This window comes from Pseudomonas sp. LFM046, assembly GCF_000949385.2.
In the GTDB taxonomy this organism is placed as follows: Bacteria; Pseudomonadota; Gammaproteobacteria; order Pseudomonadales; family Pseudomonadaceae; genus Metapseudomonas.
In genome coordinates this window covers 1,624,465-1,647,555 of record NZ_JYKO02000001.1, presented here as the reverse complement: position 1 = coordinate 1,647,555, position 23,091 = coordinate 1,624,465, and the positions used below count along the sequence as shown (strand labels likewise).

At 62.1% G+C, this 23,091-nt stretch carries 19 protein-coding genes; 8 read left to right on the top strand and 11 right to left on the bottom strand.

Going from position 1 to position 23,091, the window contains the following annotated elements:
- Positions 1-109 precede the first annotated feature (109 nt).
- A complete protein-coding gene (locus TQ98_RS07735; RefSeq protein WP_044874767.1) occupies positions 110-1,108 on the top strand; it encodes an AraC family transcriptional regulator in 999 nt (332 codons plus the stop codon).
- Positions 1,109-1,227: 119 nt separating this feature from the next.
- Here the strand turns inward: TQ98_RS07735 and TQ98_RS07730 are convergent, their stop codons facing one another.
- From TQ98_RS07730 to TQ98_RS07720, 3 genes are all read right to left on the bottom strand, one after another.
- The gene (locus tag TQ98_RS07730; RefSeq protein ID WP_082073328.1) at positions 1,228-2,574 is read right to left on the bottom strand and encodes an ATP-binding protein; all 1,347 of its coding nucleotides are present in this window, start codon (positions 2,572-2,574) and stop codon (positions 1,228-1,230) included.
- Positions 2,575-2,600: 26 nt separating this feature from the next.
- The gene (locus TQ98_RS07725) at positions 2,601-3,278 is read right to left on the bottom strand and encodes a response regulator (RefSeq protein ID WP_044874765.1); all 678 of its coding nucleotides are present in this window, start codon (positions 3,276-3,278) and stop codon (positions 2,601-2,603) included.
- A gap of 62 nt (positions 3,279-3,340) precedes the next feature.
- Entirely contained in the window at positions 3,341-3,946 is a 606-nt protein-coding gene (locus TQ98_RS07720) for an outer membrane beta-barrel protein (protein WP_044874764.1), read from the bottom strand.
- A 403-nt stretch (positions 3,947-4,349) separates the two neighbouring features.
- Here TQ98_RS07720 and TQ98_RS07715 point away from each other — a divergent pair, with 403 nt between their 5' ends.
- Positions 4,350-5,066, top strand: coding sequence for a 4'-phosphopantetheinyl transferase superfamily protein (locus TQ98_RS07715; protein ID WP_044874763.1), 717 nt, complete (start codon positions 4,350-4,352; stop codon positions 5,064-5,066).
- A 54-nt stretch (positions 5,067-5,120) separates the two neighbouring features.
- On the opposite strand, the gene TQ98_RS07710 is transcribed toward TQ98_RS07715, so the two are convergent.
- Both TQ98_RS07710 and TQ98_RS07705 read right to left on the bottom strand, forming a co-directional pair.
- On the bottom strand, positions 5,121-6,737 hold the full coding sequence (locus TQ98_RS07710; protein ID WP_044874762.1) for an ATP-binding protein: 1,617 nt from the start codon (positions 6,735-6,737) through the stop codon (positions 5,121-5,123).
- Between the two features lie 39 nt (positions 6,738-6,776).
- Complete coding sequence (locus TQ98_RS07705; protein ID WP_044874761.1) at positions 6,777-7,499, bottom strand: response regulator; 723 nt, start codon at positions 7,497-7,499, stop codon at positions 6,777-6,779.
- 713 nt (positions 7,500-8,212) lie between these two features.
- On the opposite strand from TQ98_RS07705, the gene TQ98_RS07700 reads away from it, so the two are divergent.
- From TQ98_RS07700 to TQ98_RS07685, 4 genes are all read left to right on the top strand, one after another.
- A complete protein-coding gene (locus TQ98_RS07700) occupies positions 8,213-11,104 on the top strand; it encodes a ribonucleoside-diphosphate reductase subunit alpha (protein WP_044874760.1) in 2,892 nt (963 codons plus the stop codon).
- Positions 11,105-11,292: 188 nt separating this feature from the next.
- The gene (locus TQ98_RS07695) at positions 11,293-12,540 is read left to right on the top strand and encodes a ribonucleotide-diphosphate reductase subunit beta (protein ID WP_044874759.1); all 1,248 of its coding nucleotides are present in this window, start codon (positions 11,293-11,295) and stop codon (positions 12,538-12,540) included.
- Between the two features lie 342 nt (positions 12,541-12,882).
- Complete coding sequence (locus TQ98_RS07690) at positions 12,883-13,416, top strand: transposase (RefSeq protein ID WP_044874758.1); 534 nt, start codon at positions 12,883-12,885, stop codon at positions 13,414-13,416.
- A 222-nt stretch (positions 13,417-13,638) separates the two neighbouring features.
- The gene (locus TQ98_RS07685) at positions 13,639-14,067 is read left to right on the top strand and encodes a GNAT family N-acetyltransferase (protein WP_044874757.1); all 429 of its coding nucleotides are present in this window, start codon (positions 13,639-13,641) and stop codon (positions 14,065-14,067) included.
- 227 nt (positions 14,068-14,294) lie between these two features.
- On the opposite strand, the gene TQ98_RS07680 is transcribed toward TQ98_RS07685, so the two are convergent.
- Entirely contained in the window at positions 14,295-14,714 is a 420-nt protein-coding gene (locus TQ98_RS07680) for a GNAT family N-acetyltransferase (RefSeq protein ID WP_082073306.1), read from the bottom strand.
- A 728-nt stretch (positions 14,715-15,442) separates the two neighbouring features.
- Here TQ98_RS07680 and TQ98_RS07675 point away from each other — a divergent pair.
- The gene (locus TQ98_RS07675; RefSeq protein ID WP_242443063.1) at positions 15,443-15,952 is read left to right on the top strand and encodes a BRO family protein; all 510 of its coding nucleotides are present in this window, start codon (positions 15,443-15,445) and stop codon (positions 15,950-15,952) included.
- Positions 15,953-16,061: 109 nt separating this feature from the next.
- Here TQ98_RS07675 and TQ98_RS07670 read toward each other — a convergent pair whose 3' ends face one another.
- Positions 16,062-17,627 carry a PAS domain-containing methyl-accepting chemotaxis protein gene (locus tag TQ98_RS07670; protein ID WP_044874756.1) on the bottom strand — a complete coding sequence of 522 codons (1,566 nt, stop codon included), beginning with the start codon at positions 17,625-17,627 and terminating at the stop codon, positions 16,062-16,064.
- A 455-nt stretch (positions 17,628-18,082) separates the two neighbouring features.
- On the opposite strand from TQ98_RS07670, the gene TQ98_RS07665 reads away from it, so the two are divergent.
- A complete protein-coding gene (locus TQ98_RS07665; protein WP_044874755.1) occupies positions 18,083-18,526 on the top strand; it encodes a DUF2846 domain-containing protein in 444 nt (147 codons plus the stop codon).
- Between the two features lie 144 nt (positions 18,527-18,670).
- On the opposite strand, the gene TQ98_RS07660 is transcribed toward TQ98_RS07665, so the two are convergent.
- The 4 genes from TQ98_RS07660 to TQ98_RS07645 all read right to left on the bottom strand — a co-directional run bounded on the left by TQ98_RS07660 (position 18,671) and on the right by TQ98_RS07645 (position 23,025).
- A complete protein-coding gene (locus TQ98_RS07660; protein WP_044874754.1) occupies positions 18,671-19,195 on the bottom strand; it encodes a thioredoxin family protein in 525 nt (174 codons plus the stop codon).
- A 112-nt stretch (positions 19,196-19,307) separates the two neighbouring features.
- Positions 19,308-20,942 (bottom strand): amidohydrolase, encoded by a 1,635-nt coding sequence (locus TQ98_RS07655; protein ID WP_052659251.1) that lies wholly within the window; start codon positions 20,940-20,942, stop codon positions 19,308-19,310.
- Between the two features lie 53 nt (positions 20,943-20,995).
- On the bottom strand, positions 20,996-22,096 hold the full coding sequence (locus tag TQ98_RS07650) for a polyamine ABC transporter substrate-binding protein (RefSeq protein ID WP_044874753.1): 1,101 nt from the start codon (positions 22,094-22,096) through the stop codon (positions 20,996-20,998).
- A gap of 113 nt (positions 22,097-22,209) precedes the next feature.
- Positions 22,210-23,025 carry a carbon-nitrogen hydrolase family protein gene (locus tag TQ98_RS07645; protein WP_044874752.1) on the bottom strand — a complete coding sequence of 272 codons (816 nt, stop codon included), beginning with the start codon at positions 23,023-23,025 and terminating at the stop codon, positions 22,210-22,212.
- Between the last annotated feature and the right edge of the window lie 66 nt (positions 23,026-23,091).

Sequence of the window (23,091 nt, the reverse complement as noted above, 5' to 3'; positions counted from 1 at the left end):
CTTCGGGCGGATTTCCGCCAAGCCCCCAGGGGGATTTCCGCCACTTCCGCCCTTGTGGCCGCCTCTTTCAGCGCCCTAACATCGGCCTCCCCGACCACGGATCAACCCCATGCGCGAGCGCACCATCGCCAGCCATTTCGTCCGGGCCGCCCTGCGCGGCGCCATGCACCAAGGGGTGGACTGTGCGACCGTGCTGCGCGAAGCGGGCATCCAGCCAGCCCTGCTGGACGAACCCCGCGCGCGGGTGGCGCCCGAGCAGTTCGCCCGGCTGCTGCAATTGCTCTGGGAAGCGCTGGACGACGAGTACATGGGCTTCGGCCAACAGCGCAGCAAGCGCGGCACATTCGCCATGATGTGCCACGCGATCATCCATTGCCGTACGCTGGAAAAGGCGCTGGGCCGGGGCACCCTGTTCTACGGACTGTTTCCCGATGCGCCGCGTATCACGCTCACGCGGGACGGTGAATTCGCCGTGCTGACAGTGGATGACGCCACGCTCCGGGACCCGGACCACTTCCTCGTAGAAAGCCTTCTGGTGATCTGGCACCGCCTGGGCAGTTGGCTGATCGGCCAGCGCATCAGTCTGGAGGAAGCCACTTTCAGCTACCCGGAACCGACCCACGCCAGCGAGTACGAACTGCTTTTCCCCACCGGCCGCCGGTTCGATGCGCCCTGCACCAGCCTGCGTTTCCATGCCCGCTACCTGACCATGCCGCTGCTGCAGGACGAGCGCACGCTCAAGCATTTCCTCGAACATTCCCCGGCCGACCTGCTGGCCCGCCCCGACGGTGGCGACAGCCTCACCAGCCAGATCCGCCGCCTCCTCGGCCGCGACTGCCGCACCTGGCCGGACCTGGAGGACGTTGCCCGGCAACTGCACACCAGCCCCCAGACCCTGCGCCGCCACCTGCGGGAAGAAGGCTCAAGCTTCCAGGAGTTGAAGGATCACTTGCGCCGCGACCTCGCCATCTACCATCTGGGTCGGGACGAGTTGTCGATTCAGGACGTCGCCGAGCAGCTCGGCTTTTCCGAGCCCTCCGCCTTTCACCGGGCCTTCAAGAAGTGGACGGGACTGACGCCAGGGGCGTATCGGGCGCAGGAGGCCTGAGCCGCTCGGCAGCGAAACTGCCCCGTGGGTGAGTGCCGAGACTGCGAGGCCCAACACCCAGGGTTGCTCTTTGTTGGGCCTCGTTCCTCGGCCCAACCTACTGGAAAGCCGGCCAGTGGTTACAGCAACGGAAATCGAATCCTGAATTCCGCCCCGCCCAACGACGAGTCCTGGAGAAAGAGTTCGCCGTCGTAGCTTTCGATGATGTCCTTCACGACCGCCGTGCCAATACCCTGCCCCGGGTGCTGGGTATCCAGGCGCTCGCCGCGCTTGAGGATGCGATCACGCTGGTCCACCGGCACGCCGGGGCCGTCATCTTCCACCCGCAGTTCGCAGCACCCATCCCGCACCTCTGCGCTGACACGGATATGACCAAGGCAGAGGCGGAAGGCGTTCTCCAGCAGGTTGCCAAGCATTTCCAGCAAGGCGCCCCGCTCCATGGGCATCATCAGGCCGGGATCGAAGTCCCGTGCCATCCGCACACGTTTCTCGCGGTAGACCTTGTCCAGCGCGTCGCACAGGTTGTCCAGCAGAGGCGCCAACTGCACACGGTGGCGCACCAGGCCGCTCTTGCGCAGGGAAGCGCGCTGCAACTGATAGCCAATCTGCTGGCTCATGCGCTCTATCTGCCCCTGCAGTACACGTGCCTGCTCACGGTCGACAGGCCGGGCGGCGATGGTCTCGCTGACGCCCTGCAGCACCGACAGTGGCGTCTTCAGGCTATGGGCCAGGTCGTCCAGTGAGTGGCGGTAGCGCTCGCGCTGGAGGCGTTCGCTGTCCAGCAGGCGGTTGAGGGATTTGGTTAGGCGCAGCAGTTCGCGGGGGTGCTCGTCACTCAGCCGGTCGCGGCTACCGGACTCCACCTCGTCCAGCTCGGCACTGAGTCCGCGCAGGCTGCGAAAGCCCCAGGTCAGGCCGAACCAGAGCAGGCCCAGCAGCACCAGCAACGCCGCCCCGAGCCAGAGGTAGAGCTGGTTGACGAAGCCGTCATACATGCTCTTGTAGTCGGCGAGCGGCTGCATGGTGACGATGCTGAAGGCGGCCTTCTGGCCGCGCAGCAAATCCACCTCGACGTCGTAGACGAAGAACTCGCCCTCCTCACCGTCGGTGATCCGCAGGAACTCGTGGGTCTGGCCGTCGTAGCGCGGCCGGTAGTCCAGCCGCTCATCGCGCGAGGAGCGTGACTGCCACACCAGGCGCCCATCGCTGTCGTAGATGTAGCCCAATTGGCGCGCGTCGAGGTTGTCGAATTCCTCGTTCGGCAGCTTCTCGGGCATCTGCAGATGGCCGTTCTCCACCCGTGCCGCGGCGATCAGCGCGCTGGCATCGGCGGCCAGGCGCTGCTGGATGGACTGCTCCAAGGCAATGACGAAGGCGCCACGCAGCGCTGGCAGCAGCGCCAGCATGAACAGCACTGCCATCACCGCGGCGCCCAGCATCAGCCGCACACGCAGGGACGCACCCATGCGCACGTAAAGGCACTTGCTGCGGGTCATCGGCAGCGCTCGGTGAACAGGTAGCCCTGGCCACGCACGGTGTCGATCGGTTTGAAGCCGCAGCCCCCTTCCAGCTTGCGGCGCAAGCGCCCGACCAGTACCTCGATGACGTTGGGGTCGCGCTCCTCGTCGTCAGGGTAAAGCTGCTCCATCAGGCGCTCCTTGGCGACCACCTGCTGATGGTGGCGCATGAGGTATTCGAGGATGCGGTACTCGTAGGCGGTGAGCGCCACAGGCTCGCCATCGACTTGTGCCTGCTTGCGGTTGAGATCCAGCAGCAACGGACCGGCTTCGATGGCGGACTGGACGAAGCCAGACGAACGCCGCAACAGAGCGTTGAGCCGCGCTTCCAGCTCTTCGAACTGGAACGGCTTGACCACGTAGTCGTCGGCGCCGGCGGCCAGGCCTTCGACCTTGTCCTGCCAGTTGCCGCGCGCGGTGAGGATGAGAATGGGGAAAGTCTTGCCCTGGCTGCGCAACTGGCGAATCAGGTCAAGCCCGCTGATGCCCGGCAGACCGAGGTCCACCACCGCCAGGTCATGGTTGTATTCCGCAGCGCGGTAAAGCGCCTCCTCGGCGTCGGCTACGGCGTCCACCACATGGCCCTGCTCGCCCAAGCGGGTGTAGAGGTGGTGGCGCAGCAACGCTTCGTCTTCCACGACCAGCAGTTTCATGTGCGGTCTCCCTGTCAAATGAAGCGGCCGGGCGAATGCCCGGCCTGATGTTCGTGAACGGTTTAGAACGTGTAGTTGGCGCCCAGGTAGGCCTGGCCGCTGCTGTGCAAGTCCAGGGAACCCAGACGCGGCCCACCGGGCTCAGCCATGTCGGTGCTGACGTTGGTGCGCAGGTAGCGGTAACCGGCTTCGATCGACGCGTTCTTGCTCAGGTCCTGGAGGAGACCGGCCTGCAGGCCGGCCGCGTAGTTGATGTTGCTGTCACGGCTCAGACCCCGGCTTTCCTGCTCCAGCTTGACCAGGCCCAGGGTGGCGCCGCCGAACAGCTTGGTGTTGTAGTCGCCGACGGGCAAGAACAGATCGTAGCTGCCGAGCAGGTTCTGCTGACGCAGCTTGAAGCCATTGTTGCTGTCGGAGAAGTTCTCGTAGGTTGCGTAGTAGCGGCCGCCGTCATACTGCTGGCCGGCGCGGATGCCCCAGGTGCCGGTCTTGTGGATGACCTTGTCCAGCTTGGGGTTGTCCAGGTTCGCGTTCAGCGCGTCGGACTTCTGGATGTTGTTGTTGGTCTGGCCCCAGGTCAGACCGACGAAGTTGTCCGCGGCCTGGGCGCCGACGGCGGCGAGGGCCAGGGCGGAAGCGAGAGCGATTCGGCTGAAGGTACGGTTCATGGTGAGTTTCCTCTTCTGGTTATCGAGTAGTTGGCTGAACTCGGGAACCAGATTGCCCAGCGACCACTGAACCGCTCCTGAACCCTCCTTGAACCAAGGCTGAACGAAACCACGTGCGCCGTCCCACGCCACTTTCTGCAGACCAGAAGAGCAGGAAGCCCCAACCGGCGCGCAAAAAAAAACGGGAGCCCATTCAGGCTCCCGCACTCAATTCAGAGAAAATGTCCGGAACCGGCATTGCCAGCACTCCAGACTACAACCTCACCTGCGTTCCAGAAGAAACGCAGGGCTAGTCTGGCAAAACCCCGTCCGGCGATCCGTTTCGCTTTGTTTGCCATTTGCAAAATTATGTAAACGCTCGTTTGAACTGGCCGATTCCGCCAGCGCCCGTCAGAATGCCGCGATGACACTGAACCTCCCCGACTGCTGCAGCCCCCTCGATTCCACCTGGCCCTTCGCTGACGCCCTGCCAGGTGTGGTCATTCGCTCCTGCCGCTTCGATCCGGCCCTGTTCGCCGCCGACGATCTCCAGCGCTGCGCCATCCCCGCGCCCGACAATATCCAGCGCTCGGTGGCCAAGCGGCAGTCGGAGTTCCTCGCCGGCCGCCTCTGTGCCCGCGACGCCCTCCTCGCCCTCACCGGCAGCCCTGAGGTGCCTGCCCTGGGCGAAGACCGGGCACCGGTCTGGCCGGCAGGCATCACCGGCTCCATCAGCCACGGCCACGGCCTGGCCACCGCACTGGTGGCGCGCAGCGATCAGTGGCGCGGCCTCGGCCTGGACCTGGAAGAACCCCTGACCGCCACCCGCGCCCAGCGGCTGGCGAAACAGCTCCTCACCGAGCCCGAACTGCAGCGCCTTGCAGGCCTGTCGCCCGAGCAGCAGGCCGAACGCATCACCCTGACGTTCTCTATAAAGGAAAGCCTGTTCAAGGCGCTCTACCCGCTGGTGGGCAAGCGCTTCTATTTCCAGGATGCGGAACTGCTCGAATGCGACGGCGTGCGGGCACGCCTACGGCTGTTGATTGATCTGTCAGAGGAATGGACGGCTGGACGTGAGCTGGACGGATACCACTGCATGTTCCAGGGAAGGCTACTCAGCCTGGTGGCCATTCCCGCATAGGGCGATATGCCTTGTAGGGGCGAATGAATTCGCCCCTACAGACAAGCAACGCCCCTAGAGGCTCTCCGCCTCACTCTGCCGCCTCGGCCAGACCAGACTGAACCGCGCCCCGCCCAGGGATTCGCTGCGGCCGATCTGAGCACGGCCGGCGTGCCAGTAAATGATCCGCCGCACGATCGACAGCCCCAGACCGTGACCACCGGATGCGCGAGTGCGGCTGTCGTCCAGGCGCATGAAGGGCTTGAAGATCTTCTCCCACTGGCTTTCTGGCACGCCAGGGCCGTCGTCCTCGACGTCGATGCGGCAGCGCTTGTGGCCAATCTGGTAGTTCAGCTGCACCCGCGATTCGGCGTGGCGCATGGCATTGCTCACCAGGTTCTGCAAGGCGCGGTGCAGGTAGCGCGGCTCGGCCTCCACCCAGGCGCCGTCGGTGCCGACGTTCAGGCACAGGCCGCGCTCGATACGCACGCTGGCACGCAGGGGTGAAAGCTCGGCGATCACCTGGTCGAACAGCGCATCCAGGTCCACCCGCTGGAAATGCAGGGCCGGCGATCCCTGCTCCAGACGGGCGTAAGTCAGCATCTCGTCCACGAGCTTGTCCAGTTCCTGGATATCGCCGTCCATGCCTTCCATGTACTTGCGCCGGGCCGAGTCACTCTCGGCATCAGCGATCATTTCCAGGCCGAAGCGCAGTCGCGCCACCGGGGTGCGCAGCTCGTGGGACACTGCGCGAATCAGTTCGCGCTGCAGGGACAGCAGGCGCTGCAACTGCTCCGCCATGCCATTGAACGCTGCCGCCAGGCGCCCCACAGAGTCGGCGCCTTTGGCCGGTACCCGCACATCCAGCTTGCCCTGGGCGATGTCGGTGGCTGCGCTTTCCAGCCCCATCAGGCGGTGCTCCAGGTGACGCACGAGGAAGTAGACGGTGAGGCCGATCAGCGTCAGGCCGAGGAAGCCGATCAGCACCAGCATCTCCGGTGGATACGGGTTCATCTGGTGCAGCGGGCCCATCTCCAGGACCCAAGGGGTGTCCACCATGCCGGCGAACACGCGGATGGAATCGCCGTCCTTGCCGAGGGCCATCACGGTATCGCCCTCGTCCACCCGGCGGCGCTGGTCGGCGTCGAGGTCGGCATCCTTGAGCGGGATCAGCCGCAGATCGAAACCGAACTGCTTGTTCTCCTTGATGGACGCCAGTCGCTGGGGTTGCTCGTTGACCGGGAAGCGCACCAGTTCGTCCATCAACAGGTAGACGGTGGCCCGCGCCAGTTGCTCGCTGATCTGCTCCACCTCTCCGGTGAGCAGCAGTCCGTCGCTGACGCTGATCAGGCTGAAAACGCGCGCCGCATGGGGCCCGGTTTCTTCCACCAGCACCTGGCCACGGGAAAGCCGGCTGCGCGCACTGCTGTCCAGGCGCACCTCATTCACGGGCTGCAGTTCCAGAGGAATGCCCAGCAGACGCCCCCAGAGCACCACGGCGCGGCGGCGCTCCACGTCACTCATGGGTTGCAGGTTGTCCGCCATCAGACGGAAGGTGCCGCGGGCAAGGCTCTCGCGGTACTGATCGGCGCGCACCTGGTTGACCTGGTGGATGGTGAAAATGCCCAGCAGTGCCACCAGCACCAGGGTCACCAGCATGCCGCCATAAATGCGCAGGAAGATCGAGTTCATGGACTGTCGCCCGCTAACTGCGGACCGCCGGCCGGTCCGTCAGAGGCCTTCGGCGGCCTCTCTGACAAATAGATAGCCCTTGCTGCGCACAGTCTTGATCAGGCGCGGGTGCATCGGGTCATCGCCTATCTTCGGACGGATGCGCGAAATGCGTACGTCGATGGAACGGTCCTGGCCGTCGTACTCGATGCCGCGCAGGGAATTGAAGATCTCCTCGCGGGACAGGATGCGCCCGGCGTTCACGGCCAGCAGCCACAGCAGATCGAACTCGGCACTGGTCAGCTCGATGCTGCGCTCGTTGAGCCACGCCTCGCGCATGGCGTTGTCGATCACCAGCGGGCCGAACTCCAGGCGGCGCTGGTTCTCCACCACCGGCACCTCGGCCACCACCTCGCTCCGCCGAAGCAGTGCACGGATGCGCGCCAGCAGTACACGCGGACGTACCGGCTTGCACACGTAGTCGTCAGCGCCTAGCTCCAGGCCAAGCACCTGATCCATATCGTCGGTGCGTGCGGTCAGCATCAGGATCGGCCCCTCGTACTGGCCGCGCAGCTTGCGGCAGATGGACAGGCCATCCTCGCCGGGCAGCATCAGGTCCAGCACCACCAGGTCGGGGCGCTCCTTGAGGATGCGCGCCACCGCCTGGCCGCCATCGGACTCGATCGCCACCTGCAGGCCGTTGCCTTCCAGATACTCGCGGGTCAGATCGGCCAGTCGCTGATCATCTTCGACTATGAGGATTCGCCAGGCTTCTTGCTCCACCACGCACTCCAAAGACAGCGTCAGGACCATCGGAAAAGGGTCGGCATTGTAGCAATGCCAGGCCGATAGCACAGCGCATGCCAGTTGAAGACCAAAACACAAGATATTGTGTTAGCTTGCGACGCCGTCGACACCACCATTCGGGCCGAAAAACAGGCCATTTGGCGGCGACGAACGGCAGAGCCTAGAGCCGCCGGGCCTTTGCCTCCGTTACTCCACAGTCACCCACAAATCACCCACAAGTTATCCACAGGCTAGATGTTGGGGCTCGCCTTGCAATACCCCCAACAGCGCATTATCTTGTACCCCCATCGAGCCCAGCCCCTACATATTGGGGTGAGGGCGTACCACCGGACACAATTAGAATCAAGCGCAAAAGGCTTTTTCAGAGCCGACCACCGGTGCGTCATTTGCGGTAAATCACCCACCATCTGCCCCAGGCAAGTGGTGCCGGCCCAGGACACAAAGAAGGTGACTGGGGGCCGGAAGCCGGTGCGGCGTGAACAGCGTCCACCACTAGGTATTGTGTTTGTCACGGCGGTTTAACACCGTGACGTTTGACTTGTAGGGCCAGGAAGGCACTTGAGTCCTGTCCTTCAGCCCCGAAAGCACCACGTTTTCGCACGCGGCGTCGTTGCCGTGCGTATCGCGTTGTGAAAAGGGAATGAAGACGGTTCAGGCGCCCTTACATAAATCAGAACATGGAGAACCCCATGCAGACCGACACCACTCGCGAGAACCCGCAGGCCGTAGCGCCGCAGGCCGCCGATTCCAACCAGGATCTGGCTGCCACCGCACCGGGCCAGCTGCGCGTGATCAAACGCAACGGCACCGTCGTCGCGTACACCGACGACAAGATCACCGTTGCCATCACCAAAGCGTTTCTCGCCGTGGAAGGCGGTACTGCCGCTGCTTCTTCGCGTATCCATGAAACCGTCGCGCGCCTGACCGAGCAGGTCACCGCGACCTTCAAGCGCCGTATGCCCTCCGGCGGCACCATCCACATCGAAGAGATCCAGGACCAGGTCGAACTGGCCCTGATGCGCGCCGGCGAGCAGAAGGTCGCCCGCGACTACGTGATCTACCGCGAATCCCGCGCCCAGGAGCGATCCAAGCGCAGCGCCGGTGCCGACGTGGCCCAGCCGCACCCGAGCATCCGCATCACCCGCGCCGACGGTAACCTCGTGCCGCTGGACATGGGCCGCCTGAACACCATCATCAGCGAAGCCTGCGAAGCCCTGGCCGAAGTCGACGGCGCGCTGATCGAGCGTGAAACCCTGAAGAACCTGTACGACGGCGTCGCCGAGAAGGACGTCAACACCGCCCTGGTGATGACCGCCCGTACCCTGGTCGAGCGCGAGCCGAACTACTCCTACGTCACCGCCCGCCTGCTGATGGACACCCTGCGCGCCGAAGCCCTGGGCTTCCTCGGCGTCGTCGAAAGCGCCACCCATCACGAGATGGCCGACCTCTACGCCAAGGCCCTGCCGGTGTACGTGGAAAAAGGCGTCGAGTTCGAACTGCTCGACCCCAAGCTGAAGGAATTCGACCTGGAGAAGCTGGGCCGCGCCCTGAACCACGAGCGTGACCAGCAGTTCACCTACCTCGGCCTGCAGACCCTGTACGACCGCTACTTCCTGCACAAGGACGGCATCCGCTTCGAGCTGCCGCAGGTCTTCTTCATGCGCGTCGCCATGGGCCTGGCCATCGAAGAACCGCAGAAAGAAGAACGCGCCATCGAGTTCTACAACCTGCTGTCCTCCTTCGACTACATGTCGTCGACCCCGACCCTGTTCAACGCCGGCACCCTGCGTCCGCAGCTCTCCAGCTGCTACCTGACCACCGTTCCGGACGACCTGTCGGGCATCTACAACGCCATCCACGACAACGCCATGCTGTCCAAGTTTGCCGGCGGCCTGGGCAACGACTGGACTCCGGTTCGTGCGCTGGGCTCCTACATCAAGGGCACCAACGGCAAGTCCCAGGGCGTGGTTCCGTTCCTGAAAGTGGTGAACGACACCGCCGTGGCCGTGAACCAGGGCGGCAAGCGCAAGGGCGCCGTCTGCGCCTACCTGGAAACCTGGCACCTGGACATCGAGGAATTCCTCGAGCTGCGCAAGAACACCGGTGACGACCGTCGCCGTACCCACGACATGAACACCGCGAACTGGATTCCGGACCTGTTCATGAAGCGCGTGTTCGAAGACGGCACCTGGACCCTCTTCTCCCCGTCCGACGTCCCGGACCTGCACGACCTGTACGGCAAGGCCTTCGAAGAGCGCTACGAGTACTACGAAGCCCTGGCCACCTACGGCAAGCTGAAGCTGCACAAGGTCATCCAGGCCAAGGACCTGTGGCGCAAGATGCTCTCCATGCTGTTCGAGACCGGCCACCCGTGGCTGACCTTCAAGGACCCGTGCAACCTGCGCAGCCCGCAGCAGCACGTGGGCGTGGTCCACAGCTCGAACCTGTGCACCGAGATCACCCTGAACACCAACAAGGACGAAATCGCCGTGTGCAACCTGGGTTCCGTGAACCTGGTGAACCACATCGTCGACGGCAAGCTGGATGTCGAGAAACTCGGCCGCACCGTGAAAACCGCAGTACGCATGCTCGATAACGTGATCGACATCAACTACTACTCGGTTCCGCAGGCGCAGAACTCCAACTTCAAGCACCGTCCGGTTGGCCTGGGCATCATGGGCTTCCAGGACGCCCTGTACCTGCAGCACATCGCCTACGGTTCCGACGCCGCCATCGACTTCGCCGACAAGTCCATGGAAGCCATCAGCTACTTCGCCATCCAGGCCTCCTGCGACCTGGCCGAAGAGCGCGGTGCCTACGAGACCTTCCAGGGCTCCCTGTGGTCGCAAGGCATCCTGCCGATCGACTCCCAGAAGCTGCTGATCGAAGCCCGTGGCGCCAAGTACATCGAAGTCGACCAGAGCGAAAGCCTGGACTGGGCCCCGGTGCGCGACCGCGTGAAGAAAGGTATTCGTAACTCGAACATCATGGCCATCGCGCCGACCGCGACCATCGCCAACATCACCGGCGTATCGCAGTCCATCGAGCCGACCTACCAGAACCTCTACGTGAAGTCGAACCTCTCCGGCGAATTCACCGTGATCAACCCCTACCTGGTACACGACCTGAAAGCCCGTGGCCTGTGGGACCCGGTCATGGTCAACGACCTGAAGTACTACGACGGCTCCGTGCAGCAGATCGAGCGCATCCCGCAAGACCTGAAAGACCTGTACGCCACCGCCTTCGAAGTCGAAACCAAGTGGATCGTCGACGCCGCCAGCCGCCGTCAGAAGTGGATCGATCAGGCCCAGTCCCTGAACCTCTACATCGCCGGCGCCTCGGGCAAGAAGCTGGACGTGACCTACCGCATGGCCTGGTACCGTGGTCTGAAGACCACCTACTACCTCCGTGCCCTGGCCGCCACCAGCACCGAGAAGTCCACCATCACCACCGGCAAGCTGAACGCCGTGTCCTCGGTGATCGATGAAAGCCTGCAAGCCGCCCCGGCCGCTGCTCCGCAGCCGGCTCCTGTCCCCAAAGCTTGCAGCATCGATAACCCTGACTGCGAAGCCTGCCAATAACAGGCCGCCTTCCTCCCCTCTCCCTCCGGGAGAGGGGCCGGGGGTGAGGGAAACCTCAGGCAGTACCGTAATCCAAACAGCCACACCCACAAACCGGGTGTGCACAGGCCAGGCAATCTACCGCCGGCCATGAACCACCGCTTTTGCGTGCGCCACCTTTCACGCATCCAGACACCAGGAGAGGAACAATGCTCAGCTGGGACGAATTCGACAAAGAAGACCCCACCGAAGCCAAGGCAGCCCCCGCGGTTGCTCAAGCCGCCGCCAAAGCCATCGACAAGCTCGACGACGAAGCCGCCGGCTCCGTTGAAGACGCCCGCGCCGTATCGGCCGACGACTCCGACGCCGTCGCCCGCGCCAAGAAGGCTCTGGACGCCCTCGACATCCAGGAAGGCCTGGACGACCTCGAAGGCTCCGCCGCGCGCGTGCAGGTTGGCGACAAGCAGATGATCAACGCCCGCGCCGACCTCAACCAGCTCGTACCCTTCAAGTACGACTGGGCCTGGCAGAAATACCTGGATGGCTGCGCCAACCACTGGATGCCCCAGGAAGTGAACATGAACGCCGACATTGCCCTGTGGAAGAGCAAGGACGGCCTCAGCGAAGACGAGCGCCGCATCGTCATGCGCAACCTCGGCTTCTTCTCCACCGCCGACTCCCTGGTTGCCAACAACCTGGTGCTGGCCGTCTACCGCCTGATCACCAACCCCGAATGCCGCCAGTACATCCTGCGCCAGGCCTTCGAAGAGGCGATCCACACCCACGCCTACCAGTACTGCATCGAATCGCTGGGCATGGATGAAGGCGAAATCTTCAACATGTACCACGAGATCCCGAGCGTCGCGAAAAAGGCGTCCTGGGGCCTCAAGTACACCCGTTCGATCTCCGACCCCGAGTTCAAGACCGGCACCCCGGAGACCGACCGCCAGTTCCTGCGCAACCTGATCGCCTACTACTGCGTACTGGAAGGCATCTTCTTCTACTGCGGCTTCACCCAGATCCTCTCCATGGGCCGCCGCAACAAGATGACCGGCACCGCCGAGCAGTTCCAATACATCCTGCGCGACGAATCCATGCACCTGAACTTCGGCATCGACGTGATCAACCAGATCAAGATCGAAAACCCGCACCTGTGGGATGCCCAGATGAAGGACGAAGCCACCCAGATGATCCTCCAGGGCACCCAGCTCGAGATCGAATACGCACGCGACACCATGCCGCGTGGCGTACTGGGCATGAACGCGGCCATGATGGAGGACTACCTCAAGTTCATCGCCAACCGCCGCCTGACCCAGATCGGCCTGAAAGAGGAATACCCGGGCACCAGCAACCCGTTCCCGTGGATGTCCGAAATCATGGACCTGAAGAAGGAAAAGAACTTCTTCGAAACTCGCGTAATTGAGTACCAAACTGGTGGCGCGCTGAGCTGGGATTGATTCCGGGTCAAGACATTAGGAAAACATAAACGCTTTGCCTGAAATGGAAGTTCGGGGTAGCGATAGAAAGACAAAAGCCCCGCCTAGAGCGGGGCTTTTTATTTGAGTTTTTGTGCAGATATGGACGACAGAGAACCGCCAGAAGAAGAACTTTAGAGTAGAGACTGTTTTATGACTTCCTATTGCGCGACCAGACGAGGGAAAGATGTCTGAAACAACGGAAGATATACCGCGCAGCGAGGTAGCCTGGAAGCACTCAACTCTCAGGCTCGTGTAGGGTGGATGACGCTCTTTTCATCCACCAGCTTCCGCGCCACCAGCCCCAAAGACTCAGGAGGAGTCATGTCCAATTACCGCCGTGCACGGATGCCGGGCGGCACGTACTTCTTCACCGTGAACCTGCGCGATCGCCGCGACGACCTGCTGGTGCGCAAAATCGACCTACTGCGCAACGTGGTCGGCTCGGTCAAACAACGTCACCCCTTCCATATCGATGCCTGGGTCGTACTGCCCGAGCATATGCACTGCCTCTGGACCCTGCCGCCCGGTGACATGGCGTATGCGATTCGCTGGAAGGCCATCAAGTTCGCCTTCTCCAAACGTCTGGCGAATTCCGAACCTCGCACCGAACCCCAACAAAAGCGCTGGGAACGGGGAATCTGGCAACGTCGCTATTGGGAACACCTGATCCGCGATGACCTCGACTACCAGCGCCATTTCGATTACATCCATTTCAACCCCGTAAAGCATGGTCATGTGCCCTGCGTGAAGGATTGGCCGTACTCAAGCTTTCACCGTGCGGTGCGGGATGGGATTTACCCGGTGGACTGGGCGGGAAACGCATCGGAGGACGATGCTGGCCGTTGGGGCGAGTGAGTGACGGATCGGCTTTGTTTGGTGGATGAAAAAAGCGTCATCCACCCTACGCGGCTACGTGCGGTCGGGCGGGAAATGCAGCAGAGATTGATGCCGGGGATCGGGGCAAGTGAGTGGAGATTGGCCCTGTTTGGTGGATGAAAAGAGCGTCATCCACCCTACGTCTTGAGTTTGAAGGCTTCAACATCTCCCTATCAGTTTAAATATCTAAAGGATTAGCGAATGAATACTCGTATCGAAATGTCGGAAAACCCAGGAGAAGATGAGCGTTCGGCTATCCTCCGGCCATTACGGGCTCATAATTTTTCGCAAGCGGGAGATCCAAAGCGAGAAACGATAGCCCTGCTAGCCCGCGACGAGCACACCAATGAAGTCATTGGTGGCCTTTATGGTGAAATATTTTATCGTTGGTTATTCATCGAGTTGCTCGCCATACCTGAACAAGCGAGGGGACAAGGCACAGGCTCGCGACTGATGAACATGGCGGAAGACATTGCACGTGAAAAAGGCTGCGTCGGAATCTGGCTAGATACCTTTGATTTCCAAGCACCAGAGTTCTACCAAAAACATGGCTTCACAAAATTCGGTCACATCGATGACTTCCCCCCAACGCATAAGCGCTTCTTTCTCCAGAAGCGATTAGTACGGTAGCCCAAGTGCTCCTATCGCTCCGTCTCACGCAGACTGGATCGAGTAGGGGCGAATGGGGCGGCGGAGACGGGTATTGGGGAGCGTGACTGTGAGAGGTGATTGGTGGATGAAAATAGCTTCATCCACCCTACCCACTTAGATCGAAGCGCATATGCCAACTCAGTAACTTCCTGCGCCATGGTAAAACTGTTCACGGATTCATATCATCCATCTAAACGGCATTAGCCTTACAAAGGCTCAGCCCTACGCGAACAAGCAACTAATTTTTCCCTAGGCGAAACCCCCACTTTCTCGAAAAACCCTGCTGCCCCCTTAAGTGGATCGGTGTAAATAGCAGTGTGCTTATATCGCTCCTTTAACTCGGCCATCAATGCTGTCCCCACTCCCAATCCTTGATATTTTGGATCGACCACAACCTCTGCAATCCAAGTCGTAAGACAGTTATCGGTTAGAGCACGTAAGACCCCAACACACTCTCCCTTATTTTTTGCCACCACAAAGAACCCAGAATTCAGGTACAACTCCCTGATTAAAGAAATTTCGTAGCTATCTCCCCACCCCACAGAACAATAGACTCTCGCGATATCACTGCAGAATTTGTCATCCAACAAGTCATCACTGCCGGACTCAACAGAAATCCCACTCATTTCAATACACTCCTTCTCTTCCGCACACTTTCGCTATTCATTTTCTCATACTCCTCGTGAGGTTTGGCCCTTTTTGATGCCTGCTGCAATCTTGATTGAACTTTGTCTGAAGAATGGGCATTTCCAGCGACCAAGGATGCTGCAATTGCAAGTACGCCCTTCATATTTCCGGCCCGATGACTGTCCAAATAGAGCAACTACGCTATACGAGAACGATTATCAGTTACCACCTTTTCGTTTTGTAGGAAATATCCATTACAAAGATGAGTTGGTTTACATCCGGTGAAACGTGGTCATGTGCAATTCGTTCCGGATGGGACTTACCCGATGGACAGGGCGGGAATCGCGTCGGAAGACGACGCAGGAAGTTGGGGCGAGTGAGTACGGGATCGGCTCTGCCTGGTGGATGAGAAGAGCGTCATCCACCCTACGAGGCTAATCAGCCGAATCCCACGCTCCAACTGCGTTGCCCCTGCACTGCTCCGCCCATAGCCTCTGTCCCCGGCGCCTAAGAAACGCTTACTCACACAGCGGACTAACCGCTCCCGAAAGCTCAGCGGCTTTTTTGTGCCTGCGGCATACTCGCGCCCGCACAAAACCTCTGCTCTGTCGGGAGTGGGCTAATACAAGACCCGAAAGGGGAATACGCCCGGCCTCTGTGTGGGTTTCTTAACTCCCGACGCCAACAGCCCTAAGAAAGCTGTCGACTGCACACAGAGGTAATGGATATGCCCGACTTTCCCCAGTTCCACCCCGCCCCGTCCCCGGACGCCGAAGTCCTGATGCCCGCCACTTTCATCCGCCACAAGCTCCAGTTGCGCGCCGTGCTGCTGGATGAAGAACCCTGGTTTTCCTCCAGCGACCTGGCCCGGCTGATCAACCATCCACTGGTGCCCGAACGGGTGCAGCGCAACCTGGACGACGACCAGGTGCAACGCGCCTGGATGCGCAACAGCCATGGCGACTTCGAACAGGAACTGCTGATCAGCGAATCCGGCGTCTATGCCGTGCTGATCTTCTATTACCACCCGGAGAACCGCGGCCTCCGCCACTGGATCAACCGCGAGGTGATCCCGCGTCTGCGGCAGGAGGAACGCTTCGACGAAAAAGGCCCTTACCGCGAGGTCATCCAGTGGCTCGACCGGGAACTCGAAGTCCTGCACTGGCAAGGCAAGGCCTGGCTGCACCTGGGCGATTGCCCGAACCTGCTGCAACGTCCACCGCAGGTGATCGGCTGATTCACCCGTAGGTTGGCGCCGAGGAACGAGGCCCAACGTCGGAGCCCGGTCGAGACTCCGCATCGTTGGGTTTCGTACCTCAACCCAACCTACGACGATGCTTCCCGCCTCAGGTGTTGAAGCGCGCAACCAGCGCGTGGAGGGAATTCGCGGTGGTGGCCAACTCGCTGCCCAGCTGGGAGGAGCGTGAGGTGATCGCGGCATTGTGCTCGGCCGCTTGGGAGATGGTGCCGATCTGCCGCGAGATGTCTTCGGCCACCTGGCTCTGCTCTCCGGCTGCACTGGCCATCTGCTCGGCCATCAGGTGGATGCGCTCGACCGCGACGGTGATGCCGTCAAGGGCGGCTTCGGTTTCAACCACGCGTTCCACGCCGCTGCGCGCTTCACTGCTGCCCTGCCGTGCGATCGTCACGGCCTGACCGGCCACGCCTTGCAGGTTGGCGATGATGCGCTGGATGGCCTCGGTGGACTCCTGGGTCTTGGACGCCAAGGCGCGCACCTCATCGGCGACCACGGCGAAACCACGCCCCTGCTCGCCAGCGCGAGCGGCCTCGATGGCCGCATTCAAGGCCAGCAAATTGGTCTGTTCGGCGATGGCGCGAATCATGTCCGCCGCCTGCTGGATCGACTCGGCTTCGGTAGCCAGGCCGGTAACCGACGTGCTGATCTGGTCCACGGTTTGTGCCAGCTTCTCCACCACCAATCGGCTCTGCTGCGCCTGTCGAGAGCCCTCCACTGAAAGCTGGCTGACTTGTCGGGCTTCCTGGGCAGTCTGCTGCACGTGGCTGGACACCTGGGTGATTGAGGTCGCCATCTCGTGCATGGCCGTGGCCGCCATTTCCGCCTCCACCCGTTGCGCTTGCAGGGCCTGCTCGGCTTGTTGAACCAGTTGGCCATTCTGCAAGGCCTGGCTGGCGGTCAGGTCGGCAAAGTCGCCAAGCCGGCAAAGCGCGGAACGAATGCGCGCCCCCTCGCTGATCAGAGCCAATTGCAGGCTCGCCACTGCCCCGGTGTCGTCGGTGTAAGTGCGCGCCACCAACTCACTGGCGAATGCCTTGGGGGCAGCCTGTGCGATCCGGGACAAGGCACGCTTCACGAAGCCCAGGGTAGCCAGGGTTTGTCCGAAGGTAAGCAAAAGCACGCTGGCAATGCCGAACCCCGCATGCCCTTTGGCGTACAGGGTCACGCCCAGCAGCGCACCGAGCAGTGGCAGCAGCAGGAAGCGCGCAGCCACGCCAACCCGCTCGCCCATGGAAGCTGCCGCCCGGCCACGATTGAGTCGCGCATAGAGCCGCTCGGCGCGGCGCACCTGACTGGCATCAGGACGGGTCCTCACCGACTCGTAGCCCACCACGCTCCCCGCCTCGAGAATCGGCGTGATGTAGGCGTTGACCCAGTAGAAATCGCCATTGCTGCAGCGGTTCTTGACGATGCCCATCCAGCTTTTGCCAGCCTTGAGGTAGTCCCACATGTGCTCGAACACCTGCTCCGGCATGTCGGGGTGGCGCACCAGGTTATGCGGGCTGCCGAGCAGTTGTTCGCGGCTGTAGCCACTGACAGCGGCGAACTCGTCATTGCAATAGGTGATGACGCCGCGGCAATCGGTGACCGAAGTCAGATGCTGGTGGGCCGCGATGCTGCGCTCCCGTTGGGTGATCGGCATGTTCTTGCGCATCGGTATTCCTGCTGACAGCAACGTTGCGGATGGATAGGAGCCACGGAGTCCCGACCTCGACAGGCCAAGGAATACCGGTGTGCCAGGGGCCACGTTGCTGCGTGGCGCAGCCCCGGCCCAGAGCTCAAGATCCTAGGAATGGCGCTCCGTCCCGACTTCGCTTTGGCTGTCAGGCACTTTCCATTTCGCGACAGGCACCTAAGGGGAGGTTCGTCACAGACGGACGGCGGGTGCTTGAGCGGCTTCGGGGAGTGAAATGCATGCGACAGATGATGGGTATCGCTCCGCTCCACCCATCCTACGGACTACGGACTACGGACCAAGGCAATGAGATCAGGGTTTTCCTTGGGGCCAGTCAATGCATTGACCTTGCACTCTCGGCGCATCCCGTTAAGGTATGCGCGGTGGCGAAATGATATCGCCGCTTACAGTCATCACTCAGGAACGAGAGATTCATGTCCAAGAAACTCATGATGTGTTCGGCGGCGCTGGCTGTTGCGCTGCTTTCCGGCTGTGCTTCGGTACCGATGGAGTCCCCTGAAAAGGATCAGGAACTCAAGGCCTTCCCGGCACCGTCGCAGGACCAGGCTGGGCTCTACATCTTCCGCGATACTTCGCTTGGCGGCGCACTCAAGAAAACGGTCAAGGTCGACGGCAAGGTGATTGGTGAAACCGCACCCAACACCTATTTCTATCGTCTGATCAGCCCCGGCCCGCACGTGCTCGCTACCGAGTCCGAGTTCAGCGACAACACCCTTGACCTGAACGCCGAAGCGGGCAAGAACTACTACGTGCGTCAGAACATCAAGCTCGGTGTCTTTGTCGGCGGTGCGAACCTGGAACAGGTTTCCGAGGCCGAGGGCCAAAAGGGCGTAGCCGAAACGAAGATGGCGCGCTGATCCAGCACCAACCGAAGCATCAGGAGGAGGAGAATCGTGGCCGATTCGCCTCCTCCTTCAGTTCCTTCCCACCAGCCCATCAGCAGGCCACATCGCCTATCGGCGAGGTTGATGGGGTAGGCGCTATTGCGTCCAATCAGAGATTCAGATCCCCTCGCCTGCCCGCCCTTCCGCTGCCTCGAAGATCGCCAGAAAGTCGCGGACGGTGCTTTCCAGGTACTGCCCGGCGCGGTAGTCCGGCTTCACCGCATCGCCACCCGCAATCACATCCTGCGGCCGTTCGATGAAGCGGCCGATCAGTTGGAAGTCGGCGTTCAGCACCGCCACCAGGGGAAGCGAGATGCGGTCCAGCCCAAGCCGTTCCTGCAAGCCGTCCTCGGCTCGCCCCTTGGAGATGATCGCCAGGTCGATCTGCGGCTGAGTGCGTTGCAGGTGGTCCATGACGGTGACGTTGATCTGGCAGTCCGGGCACCACATTTCACCCACCACCAGCAGGTGGTATCGGCCCTGGATGGCTTGCAGGCGTTGCCGGGCGGCGGCGCTGAGGGTGCCGGGCTCAGCCAGCTTGCGCCGCACGGTCTCGACCGCAGCGATTTCAGCCGGCAGGCCACGGCCTACGAACGCGTCGAAGCGCTCACCGATGGCAAAGAGTTCCTCGAAGGAGGCCATAGGGATTTCTCGATTACAGGAAGAAAGGCGGCATCCCATCAGAAATGCCCATAGGCGGCAATGGCAGGCCCCTCCGCCCTTCTCCGATTAATCAGCCTTGAGACGATGTCAGTCAGCCGAAACCCGGATCACGGTGCACTTCCTGCCCTTCGAGCAGGGTGAGCAACACCTGGGTCTGGCCGATTTCGTAGGGCGAGATCTCGAACAGGTTGCGGTCGAGCAGGATCAGGTCCGCGTACTTGCCGACGCTGAGGCTGCCGGTGCAGTCGTCACGCCAGGCGGCGTGGGCGGCATTGAGGGTGTAGCCGCGCAGCGCATCCTCGATGCTGATGCGGTGCTGCGGGTTATGCACAGGGCCCTCGGGGCCAGCGTCGGGGTTCTGCCGGGTGACGGCGGACTGCAGGATCTGGAACGGATCGTAGGTGCTCACGCCCCAGTCGCTGCTCATCATGCAGGTCACGCCTTTGCGCAGGAAGGCACCGATGGGGAAGATCCACTGACTGCGCTCAGGGCCGAGCATGGCTTCGGCGATGGCGTCGGCTTCGGGCAGCGGCTGGGCCCACAGGGGCTGGAAGTTGGCCAGGATGCCCAGGGACTCGAAGCGCGGAATGTCCGCCGGGTCCACCACCTGTAGATGAGCCAGTTGGTGGCGCGAGTCCCACTTGCCGTTCTGCTGCTGGGCGTATTCGATCCCGTCGACGGCGGCACGCACGGCGCCATCGCCGATGGTGTGGACGTGCAACTGGAACTGCTCACGGTCGAACGCCGCGAAGTACTGGTTGATCTGTTCCCGGGTGAACATCAGCTCGGCGTTCCCGCCCGTGTCGCGGCGCGGTTGAAGGAACACCGCAGTCCCGCTTTCCAATACGCCGTCGAGGAAGAACTTGGCCGAATGCAGACAGACCCGGTCGCCTCGATAGGTCTCGCGCAGGCCCTTGAGCTCGCGCATCTGCGCGTCCAGCGGCTTGTGGGCGAAGATCTTCGAGGTCGCGCGAACCCGCAGGGTCAGGTCGCCACGGTCATGGGAGGCCTGGTAGTTCTTCATGTAGTTGGCGCTGACCATGGCATCCAGCACGCCGGTGATGCCTCGGCGGTTGAATTCCTTGCTGTAGTGCTTCATCGCTTCCAGGTATTCATCGTCGGTGTACCCGGGCGCGATGCGGTTCATCGCCCAGATGGCATCTTCCAGCAGCCAGCCCTTGGGCGTGCCATCGGCCTGGCGCACATAGCTGCCGTTCTCCGGCTCGGGGCTGCCGGGCTTCACCCCGGCGATCTCGAAGGCGGCGCTGTTGGCCCAGCCGTTGTGATAGTCGCTGGCCAGCATGAGCGCCGGGCGACCGCCGGTCACGCTGTCCAGCCGTTCTCGGGTCAGCTCATCCGGACTGAACAGGCTTGAGGAGAAACCGACGCCACGAATCCAGGCCTTGTTCGGATGGCGCTCGGCGAACTCGCGAATGATCGCCAGCAGTTCGTCGAGAGTGGTGGCCGTGTACAGCGACGCATTGTGGTAGAGGTCGGCACTGCTCAGCTGGAAGTGCACGTGGGTGTCCTGCAGGCCGGGCAGCATCAGCCGCCCCTGCCCGTTGATGCGGCGCGTGTCGGCACTGGCCATGCGTTCGATATCGGCGTTGTCGCCCAGGGCGACGATACGGCCGTCATGCACGGCGATGGCTTGGGCCCTGGGCAGGACCGGGTCCATGGTGTGGATGTCGGCGTGGGTGATGATCAGGTCTACGGGGCGAGTCATGGCGGCTCCGGTCAATCGGATTCTTGTTGTGCGAAGCGGTGGGCGCGCCGGGCTCAGGTCCCGTTCTTCACCTTGCTCCAGACTCGGGTACGCACACGTTCCAGCTTGAGCGGCAGGGTTTCGAGGGGGAACAGCGTGGCCATGACGTCCTTGGGCGGATACACGCTCGGATTGTCCCGGACCTGCGGGTCGATAAAGGCGGCGGCGTCCTTGTTGCCACTGGGGTAGGCGACGTAGTTGGCGCTCTTGGCGATGACCTCGGGGCGCAGCATGTAGTTGATGAAGTCATAACCCAGCTGCGGATGAGGGGCGTCCTTGAGCAGCACCATGTTCTCGAACCACACGGGCGCGCCCTCGCGCGGAATGCTGTAGGCCAGCTTGACGCCATTGTTGACACGGTCCGCGTTGGTCTTGGCATTGAGCACCGATCCACCCCAGGCCACCACGACGCAGATGTCACCGTTGGCGAGGTCGGTGGTGAACTTGGAGGAATCGAAATAGCGGACGTACGGGCGGATCTTGCGCAACAGTTCCTCGGCCTGCTTGTAGTCGTCGGGGTTCTTGCTGTTCGACGGCAGGCCCAGGTAATGCAGCGTGATGGGGATGATCTCCACGGGCGCATCGAGCATGGCCACGCCGCACTGGCTGAGCTTGGAGATGTTCTCTTCCTTGAAGATCAGGTCCCAGGAATTCACTGGCGCGTCAGGCCCCAGCAGCTTCTTGACCTTGACGGTGTCGTAACCGATGCCGGTGGTCCCCCACATATAGGGAATGGCGTAACGATTGCCCGGATCGTTGACCTCCAGTTTCTTCAGGACTTCCGGGTCCAGGTGCGACCAGTTGCCGAGGCGCCCGCGGTCCAGTTCCTGGAGCACGCCCGCCTTGGAGAGATTGGGAATCAGGTCATCCGGCACCATCACCACGTCGTAGCCGCTGCGCCCGGCCATCAGCTTGCTTGCCATCACCTCGGCATTGTCGAAGGCGTCCCAGATGAGCGCGGTACCGGTGTCGGCCTGGAATTCCCTGGGGGTTTCCGGGGCCAGGAAGTCGGACCAGTTGTACAGGTGCACGCTGGGCGCCTCCGCCCACGCGGCGTTGAGGCTCAAGCCGAACAGCGAGGCCAGACCGACCTTCAATAAACGCGAGTACTTCATGGGATGCTCCTGGCTGATGACCGATTACGGCGAATGGGCGATCAGCTTTCTGTTGCTGGATTGTTGTTATGGATGGATCGCAACCGAAGGCCACGGGCAACGCCCGGGCACACTCAGGGAATCAGCAATTCGCGGCGGCCATCGGGGTGCTCGATGCGTTGCCCCGGCAGCTGGAAGCGCTGGTCCGCCCGGTAGTCGTAGACGGTCCGCGCTTCGGCCAGCTGCGCCATGTCCAGGTTGATCACGTGGCGGCATTCCTGGCGGCCGGCTTCCAGCAGCACGTGGCCGCAGGGGTCGACTACCGCACTGCCACCGGCGAAGACCATGTCGTCGTCACCCTCCCCGACGCGGTTGACCACCACGGCGAACACCTGGTTTTCCTGCGCCCGCGCAGTGACGGAGGTGCGATGCACGTGGCCGTAGGGCTCCATGTTGCCGTCGGTGACGAGGATCAGTTGAGCGCCCAGGGCCGCCACGGCGCGCGCCGTTTCCGGGAATTCGGTGTCGTAGCAGATCAGCAGGCCGATGCGCACGCCGCGCCATTCCACGGTGGCGTAACGGTCGCCCGGCAGCACCAGGCCCGGCTCGGAAACCCAGAGGTGAGTCTTGCGGTAGCTGAGGGCAATGCCGTCGGGGGTGATGAACAGCGTGGTGTTGTAGAACTGCCCGCCATCGTTCTCGATCAGGCCCACCGCCACCGCCACATCGCGCTCACGCGACGCCCGCACGATGGCCTGGACGCTAGGCCCGTCGAGGGGCTCGGCCAGTTCGGCGATGTTCTGGTGATTGAGAAAACCGGTGATCTGCGCTTCGGGAAATACCACGATGTCGGTATCGGGCGCGCAATTGGCAATGGCGTCCAGGGTGCGTTTCAGGTTGTAGGCGGTATCGCCGTCGCGCCCCGCGAGCTGTACGAGTTCGAGCTTCATTATCAGACCTTGTTGTCGAGCTGAGTCCCGGCCAGGAAGTGAGTGACTTTTGCAAAAGGTCGATGC